This is a genomic window from Sphingomonas sp. DMC6 (genome assembly GCF_056314225.1).
This window is the reverse complement of record NZ_JBQUYT010000015.1, coordinates 25094-49737: the sequence shown is the minus strand read 5'-3', so window position 1 is coordinate 49737 and position 24644 is coordinate 25094. Positions and strand designations below refer to the sequence as shown.

The window sequence follows — 24644 nt, the reverse complement described above, 5'->3', positions numbered from 1 at the left end:
GACAAAATGCCCTTGCCAAGGGGGCGTCCACATATGAATCAGATCGCGCACCTCACATCAATGGGGCCTGACCCTAGTATTACAGTGACATCTGAGGTTCCATCCCCGCCGCGATGAAGATTTGCACGATATCGAGAAAAGATATCGTCCCCAGTTTCTGAAAAATCCTGGCGCGGCGGACCTTTACCGTGATCTCGCTGATCGCGAGCGCGGCCGCGATTTGCTTGATCTTCTGGCCACGGATGGTGAGCCTGAGAACGTCCATTTCTCCTTCGCTTAGCGATGAGAAGCGGCCCCGCGCTTCTGCGGCAATTTTCGCCGCGGCACGCCGCTCGCGATCGAGCCGAAGCCCGGCGTTGACCGCATCGATCAGATGCTGGTCGTTGAACGGCTTGGTGAGAAAATCGACCGCACCCAGCTTCATCGCCCGAACCGCCATCGCCACGTCGCCATGCCCGGTGATGAAGATGAAGGGCAAGGCACCGGCATCCCCGGCGAAGCTCGCGACCAGTTCGAACCCGCTACTTTCGGGCATGCGCACGTCCAGCAACAGGCAGCCGGGACAGGTCGGATCGTCCTCGCGCCGGAAATCGAGCACCGAGCCATAACCTTTGGTTGCAATTCCCACCGAGGCGAGCAGATCGGCAAGCGATTCGCGTACCGATGGCTGATCGTCGATGATCCGTACCAGCGGTGCCGGCTGTGCAGTCGGGTTCATCGGTCCGCTCCCTTGCCGATTGGCAGGCGCAGCTCAAAGACCGCCCCGGTACGCGCCTGCTTCGGGCAATGCAGCAAGCCACCATGCGCTTCCGCAATCGTGCGGCTTATCGTCAGCCCCAACCCCACGCCGCCCTCCTTGTTGGTCCAGAACGGTTCCCACAAATGCTGCGTTGCCTCTTTGGACAGGCCGGCCCCTGTGTCGGAAACGGTGAGCGAGAGCCATTCGCCATCGCGCTCGCCATAGAGCTGGATCCAGCGGTCCGCCGCCGGCGTTTCGGCAAGGCTTTCGATCGCATTGAGCAGAAGATTGACGATGATCTGCTGTATCTGGACGCGGTCGCACCAGAGGGGCGGCAGGTCGTCGGTGATTTGAACGAAGGAGCGGATCTGCTGCCGCTCCAACTCGGCACGGGCGATCGACATGCACTCGCGAACCAACGGGTCCAGTGCCGTCCACTCGCGGACCGGCGCCTTGCGGCTGACCAGCCGATGGATCCCGGCAAGCACATCCGCCGCCTGCGCCGCTTCGCGCGCAATCCGCTCGAGCGACTCCCGCGCATGCGCCAGATCGGGCGGCGTCTGTTCCAGCCAGCGGCGGCCGGCACCTGCGCTGCTCGCGATGGCCGCCAGCGGCTGGTTGACTTCGTGCGCGATCGACGAGGCCAGCTCGCCCAGATTACCGATTCGCGAAACGCGCAACAGATGGGCCCGCGCTTCGTGCGAAGCGGCTTCCAGCGCCAGCATCCGCAGGCCCAGATAGCTGGTGGTCACGATCGCCGCGATGCCGATCGCCAGGTTGACCATGCCGGCCCCCAGCGACCCGAAATGCGTGAAGGGCGTCCCCAGCGTCGCCAGAATGACGCAGATCAAGGTGACCGCCATCACTCGCCGCCGCGGAAAGAAGCGCAGCGACAGCAGGACCGGCACCACATACAGCACCGCTGCGGCGACGACCCAGTCGCTCAACAGGTCGACGATGAACACGACGACGATGAGAACGGCAACCAGCGGACCAGCCAGCCAGCGCAACGAGTGCTGCTCCCTTTGCATCGCCCCTTCGTACTCCCGCGCGGGGCCGATACCAAGCGCCTCGAACGCAGCGGCATGCCCAGGCCAAGTGTATATACAAATGTATATTTCGTGGATACCGCTAGGCGCTTGCCGGTAAACCTGCCGCTTCCTTAGGTGCGGCGGCCATGATCGGCTTTCGCGATGACCAGCGGTTGCGCACCGCCCTTGTCGCGGCGAACCTGGCGTTTGCCGCCCTGCTCGCCGCCTGCTCTCCCCATGAGGCTCCGGCCGCGCAGGCGGCGGCTTTGCCCCCGGGCGAGTTCCGCCCGACGCCGCAGCAATGGTCGAATCTGCGGTTTGCGCCCGCTGCCGGTGCGCTATACGCCGATGCGGTGGCGACGGACGGGATGATCGCGACCGACGACGATCACACGACGCAACTTTTTTCGCCGTTCACGGGCCGGATTTCACGGATATTCGTCAAGCCGGGCGATACTGTCCGGAGCGGCCAGCCGATCTACGCAATCGCCGCGTCCGAACTGGTGCAAGGCCGCAGCGATCTCGCCACGGCTCAGGCGGGCGTGGCAGCGGCACAGCACGCACTGAGCGTCGCGGAAGCGAACGCCGAACGGCAACAGGCGCTGTTTGCAGCCCAGGGGGCTGCCCAGCGTGATGTGCAGCAGGCCCAGTCTGATCTCGCCGCAGCGCGCAGTGCGCTTGCCAGCAACCAGGCCCAACTGGCGGCGGCACGCGGACGTCTTGCCGTGCTCAACCTGAGCAACGTCACACCGACGGCCGGCGGCGGTGCAGAGGCGATCGTGCGCAGCCCGATCGACGGCACTATTACGGCGCGGCAGGCGGGCATCGGCCAATATGTTGAGAGCGCCGCCTCAGGTTCCACCACGCCCCTCTTCACGATCAGCGACCTGTCACATGTGTGGCTCGTCGCCAATGTGCGGGAAGCTGATGCGGCGAAACTGCATCGCGGTGCGAACCTGACGGTACAGGTAACGGCCTTCCCCGGACGCAGCTTCGACGGGCGCGTGAATTATGTCGCGCCGCTCATCGATCCCAACAGCCGGCGCATTGCCGTGCGGGCAGAAATCGCCAATCCCGACGGCGCACTTCGACCCAATATGTTCGCGACCGCAAGGCTGGCGAGCAGCGGCGCGGTTCGCGCCGTCGAAGTGCCGGCCCAGGCGGTCCTGTTCGAAGGCGATACCGCTCATGTCTGGGTGGCTCATCCCGAACGCCATAGTCTGGCACTGCGCCAGATCCGCACCGGTATCAGCACGGGTGATGTAGTGACGGTAACGCAAGGGCTGGCCCCTGGCGAACAGGTCGTCACCGCCGGATCGGTATTCATCGACCGTGCCAACGGGGCGAACTGACCCATGGGCCCGCTTGTACAGTTCGCGCTCAAGCGCCGCTGGATCATCGTTCTTTTCCTGATCCTCACGCTCGGGGCGGGCATCTTCGCGTTCACCCAGTTGAACATCGAAGCCTATCCCGACCCGGTGCCGCCGCTGGTCGACATCATCACCCAATACCCGGGACAGTCTGCCGAGGAGATCGAGCGCAACATCACGATCCCGATCGAGATCCAGCTTGCCGGCATTCCGCACGTCAAGACGGTGCGGACGATCTCGCTGTTCGGCCTGTCCGACGTGAAGGTGCAGTTCACCTATGATTTCAGCTATGACGAGGCCGAACAGCGCGTCATCAACCGGCTGAGCCAGTTGTCGCCGCTGCCGGGCGGTGCACAGCCCCAATTGTCGCCCGAAAGCCCGATCGGCGAAATCTATCGCTATCGCGTCGTCGGTCCGCCGGGATATTCGGTAACCGACCTCAAGACGATCGAGGACTGGATGCTCGAACGCCGTTTCAAGGCGGTGCCGGGTGTGATCGACGTGTCCGGCTGGGGCGGCAAGACCAAGACCTATGATGTCGAGGTCGACAAGCAGGCGCTGGTCGCCAACGGCCTCACCATGGCGCAGGTGCTGCAGGCGATCGGCAATGCCAACATCAATGTCGGCGGCCAGACGATCGATCTGGGGCCGAAGGCGGCCATCGTGCGCGGCATAGGGCTGATCCAGTCGCCCGAGCAGCTACGCAACACGGTCCTCAAGTCGGTCAACGGCTCGCCAGTCTTCCTGCGCGACATTGCCCGGATCAGCATCGGCCATCTGCCGCGGCTGGGCATCGCCGGGCAGGATGGTGACAACGACATCGTCGAAGGCATCGTGCTGATGCACCGCGGCGAAAAGAGCTCGCCGACGATCGCCGCCGTCGAGGCGGAGGTGCAGAAGATCAACGCCTCGGGCATCCTGCCGCCGGGCGTGCATATCGAACGCATTTACGACCGCAGCCAGTTGATCGACCTGACCACCCACACCGTGCTGCACAACCTGCTGTTCGGGGTGGTGCTGATCTTCCTGATCCAGTGGCTGTTCCTGGGCAACCTGCGCAGCGCGATCGTGGTGGCGGCGACGATCCCGTTCGCCCTGTTCACTGCGGTGCTGATCCTGGTGGCGCGCGGCGAATCCGCCAATCTCCTGTCGGTGGGCGCAATCGATTTCGGCCTGATCGTCGATGCCACCGTGATCATGGTCGAGAACATCTTCCGCCATTTGTCGGAGGCGCCGAAGGTCACGCTGCCCGGCGACAAGAAGATGGCACGCAAGATTGCCGTGATCGCCGAGGCCAGCGGGGAAGTGAACCGCGCGATCTTCTTCTCGGCGGCCATCATCATCCTGTCCTTCTTCCCGCTGTTCACCCTCACCGGGATCGAGGGCCATATCTTCGGCCCGATGGCGCGCACCTATGCCTATGCGATCGCCGGCGGCCTGATCGCCACTTTCACCGTATCGCCCGCGCTGTCGGCGATCCTGCTGGGGCTCGATCTGGAAGAGCGCGAAGTGGCGGTAGTGCGCTGGTTGCGCCGCCATTACTCCGCCCTGCTGCGGCAGGCGCTGCGCTTCCGTGCCGTCACGCTGGGAATCGGCGGCGGCCTGTTCCTGCTGGCGCTCGTCGCAGCGCATGGCCTGGGTCTCGAATTCCTGCCGCATCTGGAGGAAGGGAATCTGTGGATCCGCGCGACGATGCCGCAATCGGTCTCGCTGGCGGCCGGGGACGAATATGTGAACCGGATGCGCAAGATCCTGGCGCACTATCCCGAGGTGGCCACGGTCGTCTCCCAACATGGCCGGCCCGATGACGGCACCGATGCCACGGGCTTCTTCAACACCGAGTTCTTCGTACCGCTGAAGCCGCGCAGTGAATGGCCGAGCGGCATGACCAAGGAAAAGCTGACGGAGGCCATGAACCGCGAACTTTCCCGGAACTTCGCAGGCGTGGATTTCAATTTCTCCCAATATATCGAGGACAATGTCGAAGAGGCTGCGTCCGGCGTGAAGGGCGAGAACTCGGTCAAGCTTTATGGCAATGATCTGGAAGGCCTGCAGCGCACCGCCGAGGCCGTGAAGGCAGCGATGGCGACCGTGCCCGGCATTACCGATCTGTCGATCTTCAATTCGCTGGGCCAGCCGACCGTGAAGATCGATGTCGATCGCGAGAAGGCGGCGCGCTACGGGCTCGCCCCGGGCGACGTGAACACGGTGGTACAGGCGGCCATCGGCGGCCAATCGGCCGGAAATCTGTATGAGCCCGGCAGCGATCGCAATTTCCCTATCGTCGTGCGTCTCGCCGCCGGGCAGCGGGCGACGCTGGACGATTTGCGGGCGATACCGATCGGCACCCCCAATGCCAGCGGCGGCGTGACTCAGGTGCCACTTGGCGATGTCGCCACGGTCAAGCTCGTCTCCGGCCCGTCCTTCATCTATCGCGAGCAGCAGAGCCGTTACATCCCGATCAAGTTCAGCGTGCGCGGCCGCGATCTGGGGAGCGCTGTGGCAGAGGCGCAGCGCGCGGTGGCCAGCAAGGTGACGCTGGGCGACGGCCAGCATCTCGAATGGGTCGGCGAGTTCGGCGACCTGCAGGAGGCGCTCGACCGGCTGACCGTGATCGTGCCGATCACCCTGGCGTTGATCGGACTGCTGCTCTTCCTCCACTTCTCGTCGATTACCGAAACGCTGCTGGTATCGAGCGTGCTGCCGATGACGGTGATCGGGGGCATTTTCGCCCTGGCGATCACCGGGACACCGTTCAGCGTGTCGGCGGCGATCGGGTTCATCGCCCTGTTCGGCATCGCAGCGATGGAGGGCGTGATCGTGCTGTCCTATTTCCACGAACTGGTCGGGCGCGGCATTCCGCGCGCCGAGGCGTTGCTCCAGGCAGCGGAAACGCGGTTGCGGCCGGTGCTGATGACCTGCCTTGCCGCCTGTCTGGGCTTGTTGCCCGCGGCAATGTCGACGGCGATCGGCGCGCAGGTCCAACGTCCGCTGGCACTGGTGGTGGTCGGCGGCATTCTGCTGGCGCCGGCGCTGATCCTGCTGGTGCTGCCGGTACTGATCGAGATGTTCTCGCCGGCCGGGCGGGCCAAGCCTTCCGCCGAGGCACCGGCGGTCGAGGAGACGCACTGATGCGCCACGCACGCTTGCTGATCGCGGGCCTGCCGCTCGTCATCCTGCCGCTGGCCGGGTGTGCAGTCGGGCCCGACTTCCACCGCCCAGCCCCCCCCGTCGCCACCGGCTACACCCCGGGCACGACGCCGCAGGAAACCCTCGACGCCACGACCGCACAGGGCGAAGTGCCGCACTTCCGCTATGGCGCCCCGGTCGACGCCCAATGGTGGCGCGCGTTCGGTTCGCCCGAGCTCGATGCGCTGGAAGCCGACGCACTACGCCACAATCCCGACATCGAGAGCGCGATGGCGGCGCTGCGCGCGGCGCGGGCAACGTATCTTGCGCAGCGGGGGAGCCTGTTCCCGACGCTCGGCGTCAATGCCGGCGTCGAGCGCCAGAAAACTTCCAGCGTGCTATCGCCGACGCTTAACGACAACGCGCCAGTCTTCACGCTCTACACCGCTGGCGCGACGGCCAGCTATGTCCCCGACCCGTTCGGCGGCGCCCGCCGCGGGGTGGAAGCAGCGCGAGCCCAGGCCGAGGCACAGCGCTTCCAGACCGAAGCCGCCTATCTAACCGTCACCACCAACGTCGCCAACACCGCGATCACGCTCGCGGGGCTGCAACAGCAGATCGCGCTGACCGCCCAGGTGATCGGACTCGATCGACGCTATCGCGACATCGTCGTCGAGCAACAGCGACGGGGCGCAGCAAGCGGCGCCGACGTCGCGGCGGCAGAACTGGCGCTCGCCCAAGCCGAGGCAAGTCTGCCGCCGCTCGTCAAGCAGAGGGACCAGGCGCGCGATTTCCTCGCCGTTCTCACCGGCCGCGCTCCGGCCGAACACTTCGACGCCCCAAATTTCGCCGCGCTCAACCTGCCGGCCGAACTGCCCGTGTCGCTACCCTCTGAGCTGGTAGCACAGCGGCCCGACATCCGCACCGCGGAAGCCAATCTTCACGCCGCATCGGCACAACTCGGGGTGGCGATTGCGGCGCGGCTTCCCAGCTTTTCGCTTAATGCGGGGGCAGGCGGCAACTCGACGTCGCTGTCGACCGTGTTTCGCAACGGCAACCCCTTCTGGTCACTCGCAGGCAATCTGCTTCAGCCGATTTTCGACGGCGGTACACTGCTGAAGCGCCAGCGCGCTGCCGAAGCGACGCTCGATCAGGCCAAGGCGCAATATCGCTCCACCGTCTTGTCCGCGATGCAGAACGTCGCTGACGTGCTCCAGTCGATCGCCGCAGATGCGGACGGGCTGCAAAGCGCGGTCGGCCAGGATGCAGCGGCGGCACACGCATTTGACATCGCCCAGACGCAGGGCCGGCTAGGGCAGGTCAGCGGCGGCGCGACGCTCGCTGTCCAGGCCGCCCGGCTTAATGCCGCAGTCTCGCTAGTACAGGCCCGTGCCCAACGCCTGAGCGATAGCGTCGCACTCTATCAGGCACTGGGCGGGGGATGGTGGAACCGGACCGTCCCTCAACAGGCGGAATAGGGACTGGTCTCCGCGATCGATTGCTCCTGACTATCAATCGAACCGTATTATATGTTAGACGCGAAACGACCAAGGTGAACCGGTTCAGAGGGAGCTATAGGCCAGATTCTTCACGGCAGCGCCAAGACCACGCACGCCATTCGAGGCGAGCGATGACGCCATCAACGCGCTCTGGAAATCAAAGTATCGTCAAACCAGGCCATCAAATGCTGGGACCAAACACCTAGAATGGCTTCACCACCGCCAGAACGGCGATCGTCAGCATGGCGGCAACTATTGCGATGCCCGCGCCTGGGACGCTCGTCGCAGGCTTTCCGCCTTGCACGAAGCGGCGTAGGCGCCCGGATTGGATGCCATGCAGCGCCGACAGCGCCAGGACGAAGATCAGCTTTACGATGAGCCATGCCGATGGGAACCAGCCTGCCCACACCGCCAGCGACAGACCGAGAGCCCAGGTCAACAGCATCGCCGGTGTCGTGATCCGGCGATCGACCTGGAACAGAATCGCGAGGGGCGCGGCCTGCTGATGCAGGGGGTGTCGCGCCACAGCGCTCACCACTCTGTCGTGGACAAGCAATCCGCCGACGAAGACCACCACCGCCGTCAAATGCGCGGCAATGAGATAGGGATAGAAGGCCATCGCCGTCATTTCGGCCCTCTGCGCATGAGCGCCTCGGCCCTCCGGCGAAGCCAGGGGATGTTGAAGTAACCGGCGAACGGCACGAAGGCGACGACGAACAGCCGCGCAATTTCGCGCCCGCGCCAGCCGCCGGCAGCAACCGTCTGCAACGCTGTCCAGCTATAGGTCAGGAAGGCGATCCCGTGGATGGGACCGAGGATGCGCGATCCGAGCGGCCAATCGAGCAGATGCTTCATCGGCACCGCAACGCAAACCAGCAGGACGAGCGTCGATGCCTCGATGAGAGAAAATATTTCGAGCCGTTTGAGCTGCTCGCGCTCCAGTCCGTCCACCGCTCGGGCGCGTGCCGTCTGGTCAGTCATCGATAATTCCCGACTGCGGGGCGGCGTCCCCGAGCCGCGGTGCAGTCCGCTTGAAGATGGACCAGATCGACGGAGCGCCGATGGCATACCAGGCCGCGATCACCGGATCGCAGATCGCGCAGCCGAAGGACGAGGTCGGCAGAAAGGGGACGATCGGATTGCCGTAGAGGTGGTGGAGATAATCCCACACGGTGTGCGCCAGCCAAGCGGCCGCAATGGCCCGGTAGTGGGACAGGCCAGCAAAGGCGAGCGCCGTCATCATCGCACAGAAAGCGAACTCCCAAAGCCCGAAGCCGCCGCTCAGATAGGCCGCACCCGCGCCCGCGACGAAGACCGCACTGAATTTATGCCTGGCCGGCTCGCGCAGCAACGACATCAAGCCGATGAGCACGAGCGCGACCAGAACCGGAGCAATCAGTTCGACGGGTGAGGAATGAGCGAAAAATTGTGCAGGCATGTGCGGACTTTCTAATGCGCGCGTTCCGGGAACCGGGGGCCACGGAAACGTCCGAGGAGGGCGTCAAATGCTGTTTCCGCATGGGCGTCGGCATCCCCATTTCGGTGAAAGCGCAGCGACACATGATGGCTGAGGTAGATGCCACACAGTTCCCATACGAACTGCTCGACATCGATATCGCCAGCCAGATGCCCTTCATCGACCGCCTCGCGGACGAGCTGGCCCAGCAATTGGCGCCAATGCTCTTCAAGCCCAAGCGCGTGGGAGCGAACCTCGCCGTCAATGTCATCCAGCTCGAACAAGGCGGCCGCAACGGGACAACCGCCGCTGAGCCCCGCGCGTCTGGACCAGCCGAACCACAGGCGAACAAGGCTTTGGAGGCGTGGCAGCCCAATGGCTGCCCGCATTGCCGGTTGCACGACCATTCGCTCGGACAAATGAGCCGACTCATCGAGCAGGTCGACCTGAAGCTGTTCCTTCGAGCGAAAGTGGGCGAACAGCCCGCTCTTCGACAGTCCTGACGCAGTGGCAAGCTGCCCCAATGTCACGCCCGACAGGCCGTGAACGCTCATCTGGTCGAGTCCAACGCGCAAGAGTCGTTCTCTGGTGTCGTGTCCTTTCATGCATAAATAGTACGACCGATCGTGCTAAATTCAAGTAGGAACTCGGACAAGCCTTGCTGCGCGAGAGGAAGAAGCGTCTATGGCCCAGCGCGCGCCCGGCCATGAAAGCGGTAGGGCGAAGGGCAGCAGCACGAAGCCCGCGAGCTTCACCAGCTTGAACTCGATCAGCGTGATGAAGACCTGCACGGCGATGATGAAGAACGCCAGGACCACGATCAGCCAGTCGATCGGCAGCACAAGGATCAGGGCGGCGTTGGCGCAGACGCAATCGCGCCGCTTCTTGTGAAGCACGGGCTTTCATAAGCGGTACCGGGAGCGGGCGCCTTGTCGCTTGCAGCAACGCGGCGCGTCTTTCGTATGCTGCCTACTAGCGCTTCTAAGCGATTTTGATTATATTTTAATCGGATTGATAGCAGGTGATAAACATGGCAACCGAGACGAAAGTGCTGACTGCGCATGTCCCCCTAGGACTCGCTGAAAAGGTTGAAGCGATGGCTTCGCGGCTGGAACGCTCGCGCGTCTGGGTGATGAAGCAGGCGCTCGCCGCCTGGGTCGATCAAGAAGAGGAGCGCCACCGCATGACGCTCGAAGCTCTGAAGGATGTCGATGCCGGCCGCGTCATCGACCACCAGGCGATTCAGGCATGGGCGGACAGCCTCGGCACGGATAGGCCGCTACCGCCGCCCGTAAAATGAAGATTCAGTGGACCAGCAAGGCGTCTTCGGACCTCGTGCGCCTGCACGCACACTTGAGCCCGGTAGCCCCCGACGCAGCGGCGCGCGTGGTCCAGCAACTCGCTCACGCTCCAGATCGGCTGATCGACTATCCGAGGATCGGCGAAAAGCTGGAAGCCTATGAGCCCCGCGAGGTTCGCCGGATCATCGTGGGCAACTACGAACTGCGGTACGAGATCGCGAACGCCAAGATCTTTATCCTACGCCTCTGGCATTGCCGCGAAAACCGCAGCTTCGAGTCGGAGGAGTAAGGCGATGGCGACCCAAGGCCATGCCGACGTAAGGGTGAAACGCGGGAAGGCCGCAACGCGCCCCTATCTACGCTGTCCGTCGCCAGAACATTTGGCGCAGATCGCGGCATAGATTAGCGGAGAGCAGGCCTTGTCTGGGGTTTGGTATTAGGCGGCGAGCTTGCAGTGCAGCAAGCGTCGATGTTCGATGGTCTTTCGCTTGATGCTTTCTCGTCGTTCGATGATGGCCGGTGTCCCCGCCGGAGTAGGCATCGGCGGGTGTCACGTTGTTCAGGCTCTCGTGGTAACGCTGGTGGTTGTAGTGCTCGACGAAGGCCTCGATCCGGGCCTTGAGGTCGCCGAGCAGGAAGTAATTTTCCAGCAGGATGCGGCTATTCAGAGTCTGGTGCCAGCGTTCGATCTTGCGCTGAGTCTGGGAATGCATCGGAGCGCCGCGTACAGGTAAGCGGGTCGTGGGCAGGCGTCGCTACGCGGCCGTTTCTCGAGCATTTGCAGCACAAAGTTCCCACGACGGAGCAAAAATCGCGCCACTGCAAGCGATTACAGTAAGGGCTATCACTGACTCTTGCAGGGGTTGCGTGTGCGTCAATTGCTGACCAAAACAGATATAACATTGATAAAAATAGATTATAATGCCTTTGACCTGTGGCAGCAGAGCTTCAGTTATACGTCCCGTGCGTGACGAAGCCGTCATGGTGCAGGGACCAAAAATGCAAGCGCTTGCATTTTTAGAATCGTCTGGTTACATCGCTTCAGTCCCGCCGCCAGGCAGGGAACTAAGATGAGGTGATCGGCTGGGTCGCGCCCCTGTGGCGCCGAAAGGCCGGCGTCAGGAGAGGGTGGCATGAGGCACAGATATTGGATTGCGGCGTCCCTATTCGCGAGCTCGTCGTTCCTGGGAATTGCGCATGCGCAAACCGGAGCGCCGGAAGCCAAGCCCGAGGAGGCTGTGGCGGCCGATCCGGCGCCCGAAATCATCGTGACGGCCGAACGCCGCAGCCAGAGCGTGCTGACCACGCCCATCTCGGTCGTTGCGCTTACTGGTGACATGCTGAAGGCGCGGGGTGTCAGCGACCTCAACAGCCTCCAGTCACAAGTTCCGTCGCTGAGCTTTGCCGACTACGGCAACGTCAAGTTCGTCAATATTCGTGGTGTCGGTATCTCCGAGGGGGCGCCCAATCAGTCGGTTGGCGTTGCGATCCACTGGGACGGCACCTATGTCGCGCGCGAGTTCGTCTTCGGCGATTCCTTTTTCGACGTGGCGAGCGTGGAGGTGCTGCGCGGTCCGCAAGGGACCTATACCGGCCAGAATGCCAGCGGCGGTGCGATCTACATCACCTCGGCCCACCCCGATTTCGACGGCACGAGCGGCTTTGCCAGCGCGACGCTTGGCAATTTGGGCCGCAAGCAGCTGGAAGCCGGCGCGACCACCCAGCTATCGGACAAGCTTGCGATCCGCCTGTCGGGCCAGCTCGAACGGAAGGACTCCGCCTTCACCAATCTCGGGCCGACCGGTGCTCCCCAGCCGGTCCGCTATGGCAACCAGCCCGGCAATCTCAGCCGATTCCTGGGCCGGGCGCAGCTGCTCTATCGCCCCACGAGCGATCTCGATCTGCTGCTCATTCATCAGTATAGCGACCGCCGCACCGACGGCTTGCCGACGCAGAGCTTCGCCCTCGCACCGGTCGGCAACCGCACGGTCGCCTATGACGCCGACCAAGCGCTCAATACCAGCTACAATCGCACCACAGCGGTTCTCAACTACACGGGCATCTCGGCATTCAAGGTGCGCGTGATGGGCACCTATCAGACCACCGATCAGCTGATGGTGCGCGACAACGACTTTTCCACCGCTCCCAACGGGAACTGGAGCAAGATCGCCCTGCACGATCGCTACTATACGGGTGAAGTCGATCTGATCTCCCCGGATACGGGCCGGTTTTCGTGGACGGCGGGCGCCACGATGCTCAACTATCGCCAGCCGGGCATCACCGTGCCGCTGATCGCCAACGGCGGGTCCTACGCGCAGAGCCTGACGATCTTCACCGATGCGAAGCGCCGCAACGAGGCCGTCTTCGCCGAAGGGGGCTACAAGCTCGGCGGCGGCCTCGAGCTCAAGCTGGGCGGTCGCTACAGCTGGGATCATGTCGGGTTCGCCGACAGCTACATCGCGCCGGTCGGCCCGAGCGGCTTCAAGATCCCGCTGACGCCGGGCATGCGCAACTTCTCCGAATTCACCGGCCGCGTCGCGCTGAACTGGCAAATCGACAAGGACTGGTTCGTCTACGGGACGATCAGCAAGGGCTACAAGCCGGGAGGTACGACTCCGTTCGGCATCGACTATGACTCGGAACGCGTGATCAACTATGAAGGTGGCGTGAAGACGCGGCTGTTCGACCGGCACGTCACTGCCTCGGTCAGCGGCTTCTACATGGACTACAAGAACTTCCAGACGACGTACGCGACCGACATCAACAATCCTGCCGCGGCGATCACGCGCAATGTCAACGGCACGAAGATCAAGGGTGTCGAAGGGCAGATCGACCTCAAGACCCACGGATTCGCTGCCGACGCGTCCTTTTCGGTGCTCGACGCGACCTATGGCGATTTCTCGATCGTCCAGCCCGCCGGCCTGTTCGGCAACGGCCTTCCTTCCACGGCCCAGCGCATCAACATCGCGGGACGGACCATTCCCTTCGCGCCGAAATTTTCGGGCGCAGCCGGCATGTCCTATGCGGTGCCGGTGGGAGACGCCACCGTCACGCCCTCGGTGCGCCTGAGCTATCAGGGCGCGCAATGGGTCAATTTCTTCCAGGCCCCCTACAACCGGATCCCGGACAGGACGCTGCTGGGCGCACGGCTGACCTACAAGGCGGCGCGAAACTGGTCGCTGGCGGCCTATGTCGACAACTTGCTCGACGAGAAATACGTGGCCACCGTCGACCAATCGACCAACGGGATCGGGTCCTACATCCTTGGACAACCGCGCGAATTCGGCGTCGTCCTCTCGTACAACTTTTGAGTCAGCGCGGTTCGCGGCATTGTCGGCGAGAGAGGTCCAACCATGATTCCAGTTTCACCCAAGGCAAAGATGCCACGCGCACTTCATATTGCGCTGCTCGCGATGCTGATGGCGAGCCCGGCGGTGGCCCAGCCGGTGCCGTCCACGCCCGGCGCGGCGGCGGCGCCGGCGGTGGTGCGGCGCCTCCCCTTGTTCGTTGGCGGCGCCGCATTGGCGGGCTGGATCAAGGCGGATCCCGGGCTCTTCGCCACGCCGGGCATCGGGACGCTGGTTGCGGGCAAGGGAGGCATTCCCGCGCAAGTGCCCGCCGCGCTCTCGCGGATTGCCGAGGGGCGCTACCAGATCCTGCACGTGCAGCCCGACCACCTGCCGGACGGGGCGGGACAGTTCGAGCCGGTTCGTGCTGCGGTGGAACGGCTCGCCCGTGCCGCAGAGGCGGCGGGCATGAAGGTGGTTCTGGCGCGTCCCCTCAGTTTTGCAGCGGCTCCCTCCCGCGACGACGAAGCTCTGGCCGGCTGGATGAGGGCCGAAGCGCTCGCGCGGGGCTATCAATTTGCCGATTACCGTCATGTCGACTTCCATCCGGAGATTGCAGTGGACTCCCCGGCCCGGCTTGGGCTCGTGAGCAACACGCTGCGTGGCGCGCTCGATGCCGCGTTTCGAGCGGTGCCTGGCATGACCGGGGATGCGGTGGCGCAGCGCGAGCGCGAACGGCTCAATGCGCTGCCGGATGGCCCCGGCAGCGGCCCCTATCCCGCGATCCATGGCACCGAACCGGCACTTCCGGGAGCGGTGGTCTATCGTCCGGCCAACCTCGCGCTCTTCGCCAAGAGGCGTTTGCCGGTGCTGATCTTCGCCAATGGCGGATGCATGGCGGATGGCAATAGCGCGCGCCTGCTGCTTACCGAGATCGCCTCGCACGGCTATCTGGTGATCGCGCCGGGCGCCATGCTGGAAGGGCCCGGCGGATTGCGCGGCTATCCGGAAGGTGCCAACGTTCCGGCCGATCAGCCGGGGCGCGGTGTGTCGCCCGCCGACATGGTGCATGTGCTGGACTGGGCCAGCGGTTCGGCCGCTGCCAATGGTGGCTGGGCGGACTTTGTCGACGCGAAGCGGATCGGCGTGGCGGGGTGGTCCTGCGGCGGGTTGCTGGCGCTGGGACTGGCGCCCGATCCGCGCATTCGCACCACGATCGTGTTCGATTCCGGCCTGTTTCCTGCGGGCGAGGCAGGGATGCCGGGGCTGACGGTCGACAAGTCGACCCTTGGTCGGCTGCATGCGCCGATCCTCTATCTGCTGGGCGGGATCACCGACGTCGCCTATACCAACGGCACCGACGATTTCGCCCGGATCGATCGCGTGCCCGCCGTGCTGGCCAGCCGCGACATGGGCCATTCGGGAACATTTTTCGAGCCGAATGGCGGCTTATGGGCGATCGTTGCCCGGCGCTGGCTCGATTGGCAGCTGAAGGGCGATGGTGACGCCGCCGCTGATTTTGCGGGCCCCGACTGCCGCCTCTGCAGCGACCCGAACTGGACGATCCGCCGCAACGCGCGCGTGGTGGCGCCATGAAGCTCGGCCATGTCTGCGCGATGGCGCTGGCTCTCGCGAGTGGCGGCGCCGGAGCACAGCCGCAACAGGCGGCAGCGCCGGTGCGTGCCGCTGGTGTCCGCCTTCTTGGCGGGGCGTTGCCCATGGGTGCCCGGTGGCAGGCACTCGTACCGCCCAAGTGGAACGGCACGCTGCTGGTCTGGGCGCGCGGCTATGCTCCGGACGCAAACCTGCCCGATCCTGCTCCGTCGGAGATGCGCGACAGCTTGCTGGCGCGCGGCTACGCCTTGCTTGCGTCAGACTATGGTTCGGGGGGATGGGCGCTGGCGGAGGCGGTACCGGCGCAGCGTAGCGCCATCGCTGCCTTCATTGCGGCGCAGGGCAGGCCAAAGCGGACCATCGCATGGGGTGCCTCGATGGGCAGCCTCGTCACGATCGCGCTCGCCGAACAGCCCGGGAAGGGCATCGCACACATCGATGGTGCGATCGCCCTGTGCCCCTCGATCGGCGGTGCCGTCGGCATGATGAATATGGCGCTGGATGGCGCCTATGCCTTTCGCACCCTGCAGGCGCCCGATCAGGGCATCGCGTTGACCGGCATCGCCGATGATGCAGAGAACGGTGCGCGCGTGCAGGCGGCGGTACGGGCCGCGACATCGACGCCGCAAGGGCGTGCTCGCCTCGCGCTGGCGGGCGTGCTCGGCGGCATGCCGGGCTGGACCGCGGCCGATCAGCCCAAGCCGGCGGCCGGCGACGTCGAGGCGCAGGCAAAGAACATGGCCACCACCTTCGCCATGGCGATCTTCCCGCCCCGGCACGATCAGGAAAGGCGCGCAGGCGGCGTCTATTCCTGGAACACCGGCATATCTTATCGTCAGCAACTGGCGCTTTCCGGCCGCCGCGCGTTCGTTTCCGCCCTCTATGCCCGCGCAGGTCTCGACCTCGACCAGGACCTTGCCAGGCTGGATGCTGGGAAACGCATTTCCGCAGCGCCGGCGGCCGTCGACTATATGATGCAGCATTACACGCCAAAGGCGATCCCCCGGGCGCCAGTGGTGTCGTTGCAGGGGGTAGGCGATGGCCTGACGTCGCCCTCCTTGCAGCAGGGCTACGTCACCGCTGCGTCGCGGGCGATGGTCAAGGGCCTGTGGTACGACGGCGCCGGCCACTGCAGTTTCCCGCCCCAGGCGGTGATGGCTGCGCTGAAGACCCTGGAGTCGCGGCTCGACCGCAGTCGCTGGCCGCAGCCCACAGGGCCGTTCGTCGATCACACCCCTGCGCCGATGCTGCGCCCCTGCCTGCAAGGACGTCCCTGCCGATGAACGTCGCCGCCCCCTCGTCGGCAAGTGGCACGCGCGCCGTGCCGATGGAATTGCTGCTGCTTGCCTATTTGCTGTCCTACCTGCCGAGCATCATGCTGACGCGCTTCATGGCGACGACCCCGATCGCCGCCTTGGGCCGGCCGCTGACCGGCTTGGAGATCCTGCCGGGATCGCTCCTGCTCAATCTCATGATGACCTATGCCTTCATCTGGCTTTCCGGCTGGCACCGGTTTGCCCGGAAGGTGTCGATCGGACGCTGGTCCGTCCCGTTTCCACGTCGCGCCACCTTCCTGTCGGGGATGGCGACCTCCCTGATCCTGTTCACCGTGCCGTTGTCGCTGACCTTCAAAGGCGTCAGCATCCCGTTCATCCAGCTGGTCATGCGCGGTGACATCCTGATCCTCGCGCCGCTCGTCGATATCCTCTTCGGCCGGCGGGTCCGCTGGTGGAGCTGGCTGGCGCTGGCGATGGTTTCGGGCGCCTTGCTGATCACGCTGAGCGACCGCGGTGGTCTCCACCTGCCGCCGCTCGCGATCCTCACGGTGGCGCTGTACACGCTGGGATATTTCCTGCGGCTGATCGTGATGACGCGCGTCGGCAAGACCGGCGACCCGGAGACGGTGCGGGCCTATTTCGTCGAGGAGAAGATCATCGCCCTGCCCATGTCGCTGGCGGTTCTGGCGGCGATTTCGGGCCTGGGGCTGGGCGGCCAGGCCGACGAACTGGCGCGCGGCTTCGTCGGGATATGGCAATTGGGAGTCTTGCCCCAGCTCCTTGGCATGGGCCTCACGCTAACGGCGGTGTCGATCCTCTCGATCCTCATCCTGCTCGATCCGCGCGAAAACTCCTATTGCGTGCCGCTGGAGCGGGCGGCGAGCCTGATCGCTGGCGTGGTGGCGGCCATCTTGCTGGCCTGGGGCTGGGGCATGCCGTTCCCCCGTGGTGCCGAATTGACCGGCGCGGCCATTCTGATCGCTGCCATCGCGCTGCTGTCGGTTGCTCCCCGGATCTCGGCGCGCCTTTCCCTGCGAGCCTCCGCATACCGCGGCTTGAAGGATAGTGGATCATGACTGCGATACCGTCGGATTTCGATCCTGAGGCGCCCGAGGATTTCGACAGCGCCCACCGCGACTATGCCCGGTTGCGACGCGAATGCCCGGTCGCGCATACGGAAGGCTTGGGCGGTTTCTGGGCTGTCAGTCGCTATGAGGACGTGCGGCGCGTGGCGAGCGACTGGGCGCAGTTCTCGACCAGGACGCAAAATGTCGTGCCCAAGGTCGCCTTTACCGGTCGGCGGCCGCCGTTGCACCTCGATCCGCCCGAACACACGCCGTTCCGCCAGGCTATCAATCCGCTGCTGTCCCAGGAGCGGGTGAGCAGACTCGAAGCCGAGACGCGGGCCTTCGCGCGTCAGATGCTGGCGCCGCTGGTGGCGCGCGGCGGCGGCGATATATGCACCGAATTCTCCTCCTTCCTGCCGGTTCGGGTGTTCGGCCTTTGGATGCGAATGCCTGCCCAGTGGCTGGACACGCTGCACGACGACGGCCGCGCCTTCGTGCTGGCAGTGCACCGCAACGAACCGGAACTGATGAAGGAGACGAGCCTGCGCCTTTACGAAATGGCGCGCGATCTCGTGCGGCTGCGCAGGGAGGCACCGGAAGATCCGGCGATCGATCCGACCAGCGCGCTGCTCGCAGCGGTGCACCAGGGCAAGCCCCTGCCGGAGGATCTTCTGATCGGTGCCGTGCGGCAGATTCTGGTGGTGGGCATCGTCGCGCCGATGGTGATGGTCGGCAGCATGGCCGTGCATCTCGCGCGCGATCCCGCCCTGCAGCAGCAGTTGCGCGATGATCCGTCCCTGGTGCCAGCGGCAGTGGAGGAGTTTTTGCGGCTCTACACGCCGTATCGCGGCTTCGCGCGCACGGCGGTGCGGGACACCGAAATCGGCGGACGCACGATCCGGGCGGATGAGCCGGTTGCATTGCTCTATTGTTCGGCCAATCGGGACGAGAGCGTATTTCCCGATGGCGATCGGTTCATTCTCGATCGGCCGAACATTTCCGAGCATCTGGCTTTCGGTCGGGGGCCACATAATTGTCCGGGGCTGCATCTGGGGCGCATGGAGCTCCGCGTCGCCCTTGCCGAACTGCTCGCTGCAACGCCGCGCGGGTTTTCCCTCGACGGAGCCATCACCTTCAGCCGCTGGCCTGAGATTGGACCGCTGACCGTGCCGCTGCGCTTCGCATGAGAGCGCTTGCATCTTCGCGGTAAAGCCGGAAAGTGCTGCGCGATTATGTCGCGCAACAACCCCCGAAATCCTACGCTGGATGATGTCGCCGCGCATGCCGGGGTGTCCAGTGCCACCGTCAGCCGCTTCTTGAACAATCCGGGCGTGGTCGCCGCTTCCACGGCGGCGCGCATTCGGGCGGCGATCGAACATACCCGATACGTGCCCAACCTTCTGGCGGGCGGCCTGGCATCTTCACGATCGAAGATGGTCGCGGTGCTGATCCCGCATCTGGTCGATTCGCTGTTCAACAGCACCATCGAGACGATGGTGGAGGAACTGAACGCTACCGGTACGATGGTTATGCTGGCGCTCACCGGGACGGAGCCGGGGCGCACGGAACGGATGATCCGGGCGGCGATGGGTCGTCGCGTCGACGCAATCATCGCGACGGCTCCGCTCAGCCCGGAAACTACTGCGCTGATCGAGCAATTCCCAGGCCTGTTCATCCAGATCTGGGACCTGCCCGACGAACCGCCGGGCATTGCCGTCGGCTTTTCCCATTTCGATATCGGCTGCGAACTCGCCCGCTTCGTGCACGGCCGGGGCTATCGGCGGCCGATGCTCGTATCGGCCGAACTGGGCCGCGCGCGGCTGCGCCGCGACGGGTTCGTGAGCGGCTGGGGAGAGGTGGCGGGGGGCAAGATCGTCGAAACGACGGTGGACACGCCCTCCCGCTTCGGCCACGCCCGCCGGGTCTTCGCCGAACTGCGACGGCAGGCGGCGCGTCCCGATGTGGTGGTGTGCGGGTCCGATTCGCTGGCCCAGGGCATTATCGTCGAGGCGAACGCGGTCGGGCTCAAAGTACCCGAGGATCTCGCGGTGATCGGTTTTGGGAACGCCAGCGTGGCGAGCGACATGCGACCGACGATCACTACGATCGAGATCGACGGCACGCGGATCGCCCATGAAGTCAATGCCGCCATCCGCAACCACGCCTTGCGGCTTGCCCAAGTCGAGCGGAGGATCAACGTCGGCTTCCGCATCATTGCGCGGGAGAGTGCCTGACGATCGGCCATAACGGCGAGTCGCCGTAGACCGCGCCAAGCGTCGAGCTGTAATCCCGCATTGTCTCACGCGCAGCGGGCGGAGGCGGACGAGGAACATGCAAAGTGTAACATCCGCTGGATAAAGCGCGGCATGTCGGTTGCTGATGGGACCTGCCGTTTAACTGAGTCTCTGGAGCGACTGCCCTGTCCCAAGACGCGTCGATCTGCTCGCTGGTGGCATCAAGGCCGAGGTGATCCACAGGCGTGGGCCGTGGCGGTCCTTCGAAGCCGTCGAGTACGCCACACTCGAATGGGTGGACTGGTTCAACCATCGTCGGCTGCTCGAGCCCATCGGCAACATCCCACCCGCCGAAGCCGAAGATCAATATTATGCTGCCGCAGACAACATCGATATGGCAGCGTGACTCAAAACCCAACGCCTCCGGCAGACCCGGCGCGGTTCAATCAACCAGAATTGTCGACCGTATAGGCTGGAGAGGAGCAGGACGATGCAGCCAGACCCCCCTGCCCCCTTCCAGTTGCATGCAATCGATCACGTTGTCCTGCGCGTGAGCGATGTCGAGCGCAGCATTGCCTTTTACTGCGGCGCCCTCGGCTGCAGCGTTGATCGGCGGCGGCCGGAATTCGGGTTAGTGCATCTGCGTGCAGGTGCCTCGATGATCGACCTTGTCGTCGCGGACGCGCCCCTCGCCGCCACAGGCAACGTCGATCACTTCTGCCTGCAGATCGCGCCATTCGACGAAGGCGCGCTGGTCGCGCATCTTACGGCGCAGGGCGTCGCGATCGAGCCGCCGATCGCGCCCCGCTATGGTGCGCAGGGAACCGGCCGGTCGCTCTATCTGCGCGATCCCGATGGCAACCGCGTCGAGCTCAAGGAAGCACGTTAGTCGGCATAGATCCGCGCGGGCAGCCGTGCTGCGAGCAGCGCCGCCCCGCCGAGAAGCGCCACAACCAGAGCGATCGGCGGCACCAGGCTATGCGCGGCCGCAAGCCCGAAATAGGATGCGCCGAGCAGCGCGATGCCTGTCACGCCACCTACCTGCTGTACGGTCTTGATGATGCCGCTCGCCGATCCCGCATCGGCGCGATCGACCTGCGCCAGGATTAGCGGCGTCGCCGGCCCGGCGCCCATTCCCATGCCGATCCCCGCGACGAGCAGTACCGGCACCAGCAACGCAAGCGACAGGCCGCCTCGTTCGATCCAACCGAGCGCCACCGCTGCGCACAGTCCGAGCAGCGCATAGCCGGCGACGAGAATCCACTTTTCTGCCCGCCGCGCCAGCCGCCGCCCGATCACGCCCATCCCCAACATCACCCCCATGCTGAACGGCATGTGGATCAGCCCGGTTTCAAACGCCGAGAAATGCGCCACGCGCTGCAGCGCATAGGCGAACAGGAACAGGAAGCCGGTATTCGCCGCCGAGAACAGCAGCAGCAGCACGATACCGGCGCGAAAGACGCGGTTGCCAAGCAGATGCGGCGGAAACAGCACCGCCCCGCCCTGCGCCGCACGCCGCCGGAGCCTCCACCAGGCGATAAGCAATAGCGGCACGCCGGCCAGCAACAGGACAAGCGACGGCCCCTGCAGTCCGCCCTTCTCCGCCTGGAGCAGCGGGAAGAGCAACGCGAGGATGGCGACACCGAAGCTGAGCGTGCCCATCCAGTCGATACGGGTCGCGACATTGCTCCGGCTGCGCGGCAATAGCCACCAGCCGGCAAGCAGCGCGAGGAGACCGATCGGCCCGTTGATCAGGAACACGGTGCGCCAGCCAAGTCCGCCGATGTTCGCCGCGATCAGAAACCCGCCCAGAATCGGCCCGGCGATCGAGGACAGCCCGCCGATCACCCCGAACCAGGCGAGCCGCCCGATCCGCTCGACCGGTGTGTAGAGCTGCTGGATCACCGCCAGCACCTGCGGCGCCATCAGCGCGCCCGCCGAGCCCTGCAACACCCTTGCGGCGATCAGCGCATTGCCGCTGGGGGCGATACCGCATCCGATCGACGCGGCAGTGAACCCGGCCACCCCGATCAGGAACAAGGTCCGGCTGCCGAACAGGTCACCCAGCCGGCCGGACAGCATCAGCAGCAGCGCATAGGGCAGTACATAGCCCGCGACGACCCACTGCGCGAAAGCGCCCGACCCGCCGAACTCGGCCTGGATCGAAGGGAGCGCGGTGTTGACGATCGTCACATCGACGATCTCCAGCACCAGCGCGATGATCAGCGTGAAGAAGGCGAGGCTCTTCTGCCGCTCGGTGAGCGAGCCGGGGTCAGATCGCGCCGGCACGCAGCTGCTCGACGGCGTAGTTACACGCCCGCGCGGTGAGCGCCATATAGGTGAGCGACGGGTTCTGGCACGCCGAGCTGCTCATCTGCGCACCGTCGGTGACGAACAGATTGGGAATGTGGTGCGCCTGGCTGAAGCGGTTGAGCACCGAGCTCGCCGGGTCCCAGCCCATCCTGGCGCCGCCCATTTCGTGGATGGCCGTACCGCCCGGCCCCGGGCGGTCGAAGCCGAGGATCACATGCCCGCCCGCGGCAGTCAGCATCTCCGCCGCATCCGCCTTTGCCTGAGCAAGCGCGGCCTGTTCCTCCTTGCCGAAGGCAAAGGCAACGTTGAGCAGCGGGATGCCGCGATCATCGGTCTTGGCCGGATCGATCGTCAGCCGGTTGGTCGCGCGCGGCACACAGTCTGCAAAGCCCACCAGCACCATTTTCCAGGGACCGACCTGACGGAGCTTCGCCTTGTAGTCGGCGCCGATCCCACCTTCGCGCTTGCCCTGGGTCCAGGTCGATTGCAGCGCACCGCCCTGGAAGGAGAAGCCGCGCGTGTGGCCCACGCCGTCCATCACGTCCATATTGCGATAGCGCGGCACGATCACACCAGTCGGACGGTTGCCGAAGGTCGTATGCGCCTCGAATCCCGGCATGATCGCCATGGCCGACAGGGTGTTGGCATGATCCATGATGTGGGTGCCGAGCACGCCGCTCTCGTTGGCGAGGCCGTGCGGCATCGCCTCGCTGGCCGAATTGAGCAGCAGGTGGACCGAATTGAACGCACCTGCATTGAGGAACACGATCCGCGCCGTCGCCGACCGGCGCTGGTTCGAAGCGGTGTCAATCCAGCGCACCCCGGTTACGCGGCGGGTGACGGGATCATAGTCGACCTTCTCCACCACCGCATCCGTCACCACCGTCAACCGCCCGGTCTTCTGCGCCGCGGGCAGCGTGGAGGATTGGGTAGAGAAATAGGCGCCATAGGAACAGCCGCGCGCGCAGATGCTGCGATATTGGCAATGCGCCCTGCCCTGCTCGGGCTTCGCCTCGGTCAGGTTGGCCGTGCGGCCGATGGTGAGGCATCGGCCGGGGAATTTCTCCGCCAGCACGCCGCGGACATGCTGCTCGACGATGTTGAGCGCCATGGGCGGCTGGAACTTGCCGTCGGGCAGCTGCTTCAGCCCTTCCGCCGCGCCGGAGACGCCGATGAAGCTTTCGACATGGTCGTACCAGGGTGCGAGATCGGCATAACGGATCGGCCAGTCGGTACCGTGCCCGTCGCGCTTGTTGGCGCCAAAGTCATAATCGGACCAGCGATAGGATTGCCGTCCCCAGGTAAGCGACCGCCCGCCAAGCTGGTAGCTGCGGAACCAGGTGAAATCGGTGCCGTCGGCAGTCGCGTAGGGATTCTCGCGATCGTTGACGAAATGGCCCTGGGTGAACTCGGTGAAATGCCGGTTGAGCATCTGCACCGGATATTCCTGCCGGTACATCGCCGTATCCCCCAGCCCGCGGAACGGCATTTCCCATGGCGCCTTGGTCTCGGTCTCGTAATCCTGCTGGTGGCGGATGTTGCGGCCGCGCTCGACCATCAGCACGCGCAGGCCCGCCTCGGTCAGTTCCTTGGCCGCCCAGCCACCGGTGATGCCGGAGCCGACTACGATCGCATCGAATTGCACCGTTTCCCCCGACATCATCCGAAATCCACTGCCGTCCAGTCGCTCGAATAGGCCCGGTCGCCGGGCTTGAGCGGCAGGTCCGGGTCCCAACGACCGGGGACCAGTTCGTAATTGAGTTCCTTCGATCCGCCGATTTCGGACGTGTAATAGCCGGTGAGGATCAGCGCCTTGATCGTCCGCCAGGGATGCTCCCGCACCCCGTCGGCGAAAGCCTCACCGTCAAGTTCCATCAGGGCTGCCCTGCGCCGGGCTGGATCCGCCTTCTGAAAATCCCCGCCAGCGCGCTCGTCGAGCTGCACTTCCAGCCAGTCGAGATGGCGCAGCGAACCGTCCGCGCGGCGATAGGCGGCAAGGTTCGGCATTGCCGCAGCGGCCGATGGCGTGCGCGCCCCCTCCAGCCCGTGGGCAAGTGCGAGGATCACGAAATCGCCGACCCCCACATCCCCCGCACCGGCGGTGTCGGTACGCGGGATCACCAGTTGCGAAACCCCGGCGATCATCGCCCGCTGGCGGTCGCTGGGTTCGTCCGAAGGGTCGAGATTGGAATAATGAAGTACGGCGACGGGTATCCCGACCGCCAGCGCGAACAGCGCGGCACCGCCGAAAAAGTCGCGGCGGCTCCACCCGGCCGCCTGTTGTTCCGCCATGACGCGAACCCCTCGCACGCTACAAAAAATGGGGG

At 64.9% G+C, this 24644-nt stretch carries 21 protein-coding genes and 3 pseudogenes; 13 read left to right on the top strand and 11 right to left on the bottom strand.

Annotated elements, in window-relative coordinates; genetic code table 11:
- Positions 1 to 79: 79 nt before the first annotated feature.
- A complete protein-coding gene (locus ACT53M_RS19620) occupies positions 80 to 718 on the bottom strand; it encodes a response regulator transcription factor (protein WP_476235587.1) in 639 nt (212 codons plus the stop codon).
- Positions 715 to 1749 carry a sensor histidine kinase gene (locus tag ACT53M_RS19615; protein ID WP_476235585.1) on the bottom strand — a complete coding sequence of 345 codons (1035 nt, stop codon included), beginning with the start codon at positions 1747 to 1749 and terminating at the stop codon, positions 715 to 717. Before ACT53M_RS19615 ends, ACT53M_RS19620 begins: the two co-directional genes overlap by 4 nt.
- Positions 1750 to 1916: 167 nt before the next feature.
- Here ACT53M_RS19615 and ACT53M_RS19610 point away from each other — a divergent pair, with 167 nt between their 5' ends.
- From ACT53M_RS19610 to ACT53M_RS19600, 3 genes are read left to right on the top strand one after another with little or no spacing between them, the layout of a single operon-like run.
- Positions 1917 to 3122 carry an efflux RND transporter periplasmic adaptor subunit gene (locus tag ACT53M_RS19610; RefSeq protein ID WP_476235583.1) on the top strand — a complete coding sequence of 402 codons (1206 nt, stop codon included), beginning with the start codon at positions 1917 to 1919 and terminating at the stop codon, positions 3120 to 3122.
- Between the two features lie 3 nt (positions 3123 to 3125).
- Positions 3126 to 6272, top strand: a complete 3147-nt coding sequence (locus tag ACT53M_RS19605; RefSeq protein ID WP_476235581.1) for an efflux RND transporter permease subunit — start codon at positions 3126 to 3128, stop codon at positions 6270 to 6272.
- Positions 6272 to 7747 carry an efflux transporter outer membrane subunit gene (locus ACT53M_RS19600; RefSeq protein ID WP_476235580.1) on the top strand — a complete coding sequence of 492 codons (1476 nt, stop codon included), beginning with the start codon at positions 6272 to 6274 and terminating at the stop codon, positions 7745 to 7747. The genes ACT53M_RS19605 and ACT53M_RS19600 overlap by 1 nt, the downstream gene beginning before the upstream one ends.
- 223 nt (positions 7748 to 7970) lie before the next feature.
- Here the strand turns inward: ACT53M_RS19600 and ACT53M_RS19595 are convergent, their stop codons facing one another.
- From ACT53M_RS19595 to ACT53M_RS19575, 5 genes and pseudogenes are all read right to left on the bottom strand, one after another.
- Positions 7971 to 8396 carry a CopD family protein gene (locus ACT53M_RS19595; protein WP_476235579.1) on the bottom strand — a complete coding sequence of 142 codons (426 nt, stop codon included), beginning with the start codon at positions 8394 to 8396 and terminating at the stop codon, positions 7971 to 7973.
- Complete coding sequence (locus tag ACT53M_RS19590; protein WP_476235578.1) at positions 8393 to 8719, bottom strand: DUF3817 domain-containing protein; 327 nt, start codon at positions 8717 to 8719, stop codon at positions 8393 to 8395. Before ACT53M_RS19590 ends, ACT53M_RS19595 begins: the two co-directional genes overlap by 4 nt.
- Before the next feature lie 22 nt (positions 8720 to 8741).
- Positions 8742 to 9206: a DUF6010 family protein gene (locus ACT53M_RS19585; RefSeq protein WP_476235576.1), complete on the bottom strand. Its 465-nt coding sequence runs from the start codon at positions 9204 to 9206 to the stop codon at positions 8742 to 8744.
- Between the two features lie 11 nt (positions 9207 to 9217).
- Complete coding sequence (locus ACT53M_RS19580) at positions 9218 to 9778, bottom strand: TetR family transcriptional regulator C-terminal domain-containing protein (protein ID WP_476235575.1); 561 nt, start codon at positions 9776 to 9778, stop codon at positions 9218 to 9220.
- A gap of 130 nt (positions 9779 to 9908) precedes the next feature.
- Positions 9909 to 10093, bottom strand: a pseudogene (locus tag ACT53M_RS19575) (P-type conjugative transfer protein TrbL); the annotation flags it as partial.
- A 161-nt stretch (positions 10094 to 10254) separates the two neighbouring features.
- On the opposite strand from ACT53M_RS19575, the gene ACT53M_RS19570 reads away from it, so the two are divergent.
- The gene (locus ACT53M_RS19570) at positions 10255 to 10524 is read left to right on the top strand and encodes a CopG family ribbon-helix-helix protein (protein WP_476235573.1); all 270 of its coding nucleotides are present in this window, start codon (positions 10255 to 10257) and stop codon (positions 10522 to 10524) included.
- Positions 10521 to 10814, top strand: coding sequence for a type II toxin-antitoxin system RelE/ParE family toxin (locus tag ACT53M_RS19565; protein ID WP_476235571.1), 294 nt, complete (start codon positions 10521 to 10523; stop codon positions 10812 to 10814). The genes ACT53M_RS19570 and ACT53M_RS19565 overlap by 4 nt, the downstream gene beginning before the upstream one ends.
- 147 nt (positions 10815 to 10961) lie before the next feature.
- Here the strand turns inward: ACT53M_RS19565 and ACT53M_RS19560 are convergent.
- Positions 10962 to 11253: pseudogene (locus tag ACT53M_RS19560) on the bottom strand (integrase core domain-containing protein); the annotation flags it as partial.
- 405 nt (positions 11254 to 11658) lie between these two features.
- Between ACT53M_RS19560 and ACT53M_RS19555 the strand changes: the two are divergent.
- From ACT53M_RS19555 to ACT53M_RS19520, 8 genes and pseudogenes are all read left to right on the top strand, one after another.
- Positions 11659 to 13836: a TonB-dependent receptor gene (locus tag ACT53M_RS19555; protein WP_476235569.1), complete on the top strand. Its 2178-nt coding sequence runs from the start codon at positions 11659 to 11661 to the stop codon at positions 13834 to 13836.
- Positions 13837 to 13905: 69 nt separating this feature from the next.
- The gene (locus tag ACT53M_RS19550; protein WP_476235568.1) at positions 13906 to 15408 is read left to right on the top strand and encodes a dienelactone hydrolase family protein; all 1503 of its coding nucleotides are present in this window, start codon (positions 13906 to 13908) and stop codon (positions 15406 to 15408) included.
- Positions 15405 to 16709, top strand: a complete 1305-nt coding sequence (locus ACT53M_RS19545; protein WP_476235567.1) for an alpha/beta hydrolase — start codon at positions 15405 to 15407, stop codon at positions 16707 to 16709. The genes ACT53M_RS19550 and ACT53M_RS19545 overlap by 4 nt, the downstream gene beginning before the upstream one ends.
- A complete protein-coding gene (locus tag ACT53M_RS19540) occupies positions 16706 to 17779 on the top strand; it encodes a hypothetical protein (protein ID WP_476235566.1) in 1074 nt (357 codons plus the stop codon). The genes ACT53M_RS19545 and ACT53M_RS19540 overlap by 4 nt, the downstream gene beginning before the upstream one ends.
- Positions 17776 to 18957 (top strand): cytochrome P450, encoded by a 1182-nt coding sequence (locus ACT53M_RS19535; protein WP_476235565.1) that lies wholly within the window; start codon positions 17776 to 17778, stop codon positions 18955 to 18957. Before ACT53M_RS19540 ends, ACT53M_RS19535 begins: the two co-directional genes overlap by 4 nt.
- Before the next feature lie 45 nt (positions 18958 to 19002).
- Positions 19003 to 20004: a LacI family DNA-binding transcriptional regulator gene (locus ACT53M_RS19530; protein WP_476235564.1), complete on the top strand. Its 1002-nt coding sequence runs from the start codon at positions 19003 to 19005 to the stop codon at positions 20002 to 20004.
- Positions 20005 to 20218: 214 nt separating this feature from the next.
- Positions 20219 to 20410 (top strand): annotated as a pseudogene (locus ACT53M_RS19525) (IS3 family transposase); the annotation flags it as partial.
- Positions 20411 to 20494: 84 nt separating this feature from the next.
- Positions 20495 to 20893 (top strand): VOC family protein, encoded by a 399-nt coding sequence (locus ACT53M_RS19520; RefSeq protein ID WP_476235562.1) that lies wholly within the window; start codon positions 20495 to 20497, stop codon positions 20891 to 20893.
- On the opposite strand, the gene ACT53M_RS19515 is transcribed toward ACT53M_RS19520, so the two are convergent.
- The 3 genes from ACT53M_RS19515 to ACT53M_RS19505 are packed head-to-tail and all read right to left on the bottom strand — an operon-like array spanning position 20890 to position 24609.
- Complete coding sequence (locus tag ACT53M_RS19515) at positions 20890 to 22293, bottom strand: MFS transporter (RefSeq protein ID WP_476235561.1); 1404 nt, start codon at positions 22291 to 22293, stop codon at positions 20890 to 20892. The two genes, ACT53M_RS19520 and ACT53M_RS19515, sit on opposite strands and share 4 nt — an antisense overlap.
- Positions 22277 to 23977 (bottom strand): GMC oxidoreductase, encoded by a 1701-nt coding sequence (locus tag ACT53M_RS19510; protein ID WP_476235560.1) that lies wholly within the window; start codon positions 23975 to 23977, stop codon positions 22277 to 22279. The genes ACT53M_RS19515 and ACT53M_RS19510 overlap by 17 nt, the downstream gene beginning before the upstream one ends.
- The gene (locus tag ACT53M_RS19505; protein ID WP_476235559.1) at positions 23977 to 24609 is read right to left on the bottom strand and encodes a gluconate 2-dehydrogenase subunit 3 family protein; all 633 of its coding nucleotides are present in this window, start codon (positions 24607 to 24609) and stop codon (positions 23977 to 23979) included. Before ACT53M_RS19505 ends, ACT53M_RS19510 begins: the two co-directional genes overlap by 1 nt.
- Positions 24610 to 24644: the final 35 nt, after the last annotated feature.

Bases quoted from the DNA above. Each gene is read 5' to 3' on its own strand.
- ACT53M_RS19540 (WP_476235566.1), top strand. From the start codon at position 16,706: ATGAACGTCGCCGCCCCCTCGTCGGCAAGTGGCACGCGCGCCGTGCCG.
- ACT53M_RS19610 (WP_476235583.1), top strand. From the start codon at position 1,917: ATGATCGGCTTTCGCGATGACCAGCGGTTGCGCACCGCCCTTGTCGCG.
- ACT53M_RS19605 (WP_476235581.1), top strand. From the start codon at position 3,126: ATGGGCCCGCTTGTACAGTTCGCGCTCAAGCGCCGCTGGATCATCGTT.
- ACT53M_RS19550 (WP_476235568.1), top strand. From the start codon at position 13,906: ATGCCACGCGCACTTCATATTGCGCTGCTCGCGATGCTGATGGCGAGC.
- ACT53M_RS19505 (WP_476235559.1), bottom strand. From the start codon at position 24,609: ATGGCGGAACAACAGGCGGCCGGGTGGAGCCGCCGCGACTTTTTCGGC.
- ACT53M_RS19530 (WP_476235564.1), top strand. From the start codon at position 19,003: ATGTCGCGCAACAACCCCCGAAATCCTACGCTGGATGATGTCGCCGCG.
- ACT53M_RS19545 (WP_476235567.1), top strand. From the start codon at position 15,405: ATGAAGCTCGGCCATGTCTGCGCGATGGCGCTGGCTCTCGCGAGTGGC.
- ACT53M_RS19520 (WP_476235562.1), top strand. From the start codon at position 20,495: ATGCAGCCAGACCCCCCTGCCCCCTTCCAGTTGCATGCAATCGATCAC.
- ACT53M_RS19585 (WP_476235576.1), bottom strand. From the start codon at position 9,206: ATGCCTGCACAATTTTTCGCTCATTCCTCACCCGTCGAACTGATTGCT.
- ACT53M_RS19565 (WP_476235571.1), top strand. From the start codon at position 10,521: ATGAAGATTCAGTGGACCAGCAAGGCGTCTTCGGACCTCGTGCGCCTG.
- ACT53M_RS19535 (WP_476235565.1), top strand. From the start codon at position 17,776: ATGACTGCGATACCGTCGGATTTCGATCCTGAGGCGCCCGAGGATTTC.
- ACT53M_RS19580 (WP_476235575.1), bottom strand. From the start codon at position 9,778: ATGAGCGTTCACGGCCTGTCGGGCGTGACATTGGGGCAGCTTGCCACT.
- ACT53M_RS19555 (WP_476235569.1), top strand. From the start codon at position 11,659: ATGAGGCACAGATATTGGATTGCGGCGTCCCTATTCGCGAGCTCGTCG.
- ACT53M_RS19620 (WP_476235587.1), bottom strand. From the start codon at position 718: ATGAACCCGACTGCACAGCCGGCACCGCTGGTACGGATCATCGACGAT.
- ACT53M_RS19570 (WP_476235573.1), top strand. From the start codon at position 10,255: ATGGCAACCGAGACGAAAGTGCTGACTGCGCATGTCCCCCTAGGACTC.
- ACT53M_RS19600 (WP_476235580.1), top strand. From the start codon at position 6,272: ATGCGCCACGCACGCTTGCTGATCGCGGGCCTGCCGCTCGTCATCCTG.
- ACT53M_RS19510 (WP_476235560.1), bottom strand. From the start codon at position 23,977: ATGTCGGGGGAAACGGTGCAATTCGATGCGATCGTAGTCGGCTCCGGC.
- ACT53M_RS19595 (WP_476235579.1), bottom strand. From the start codon at position 8,396: ATGACGGCGATGGCCTTCTATCCCTATCTCATTGCCGCGCATTTGACG.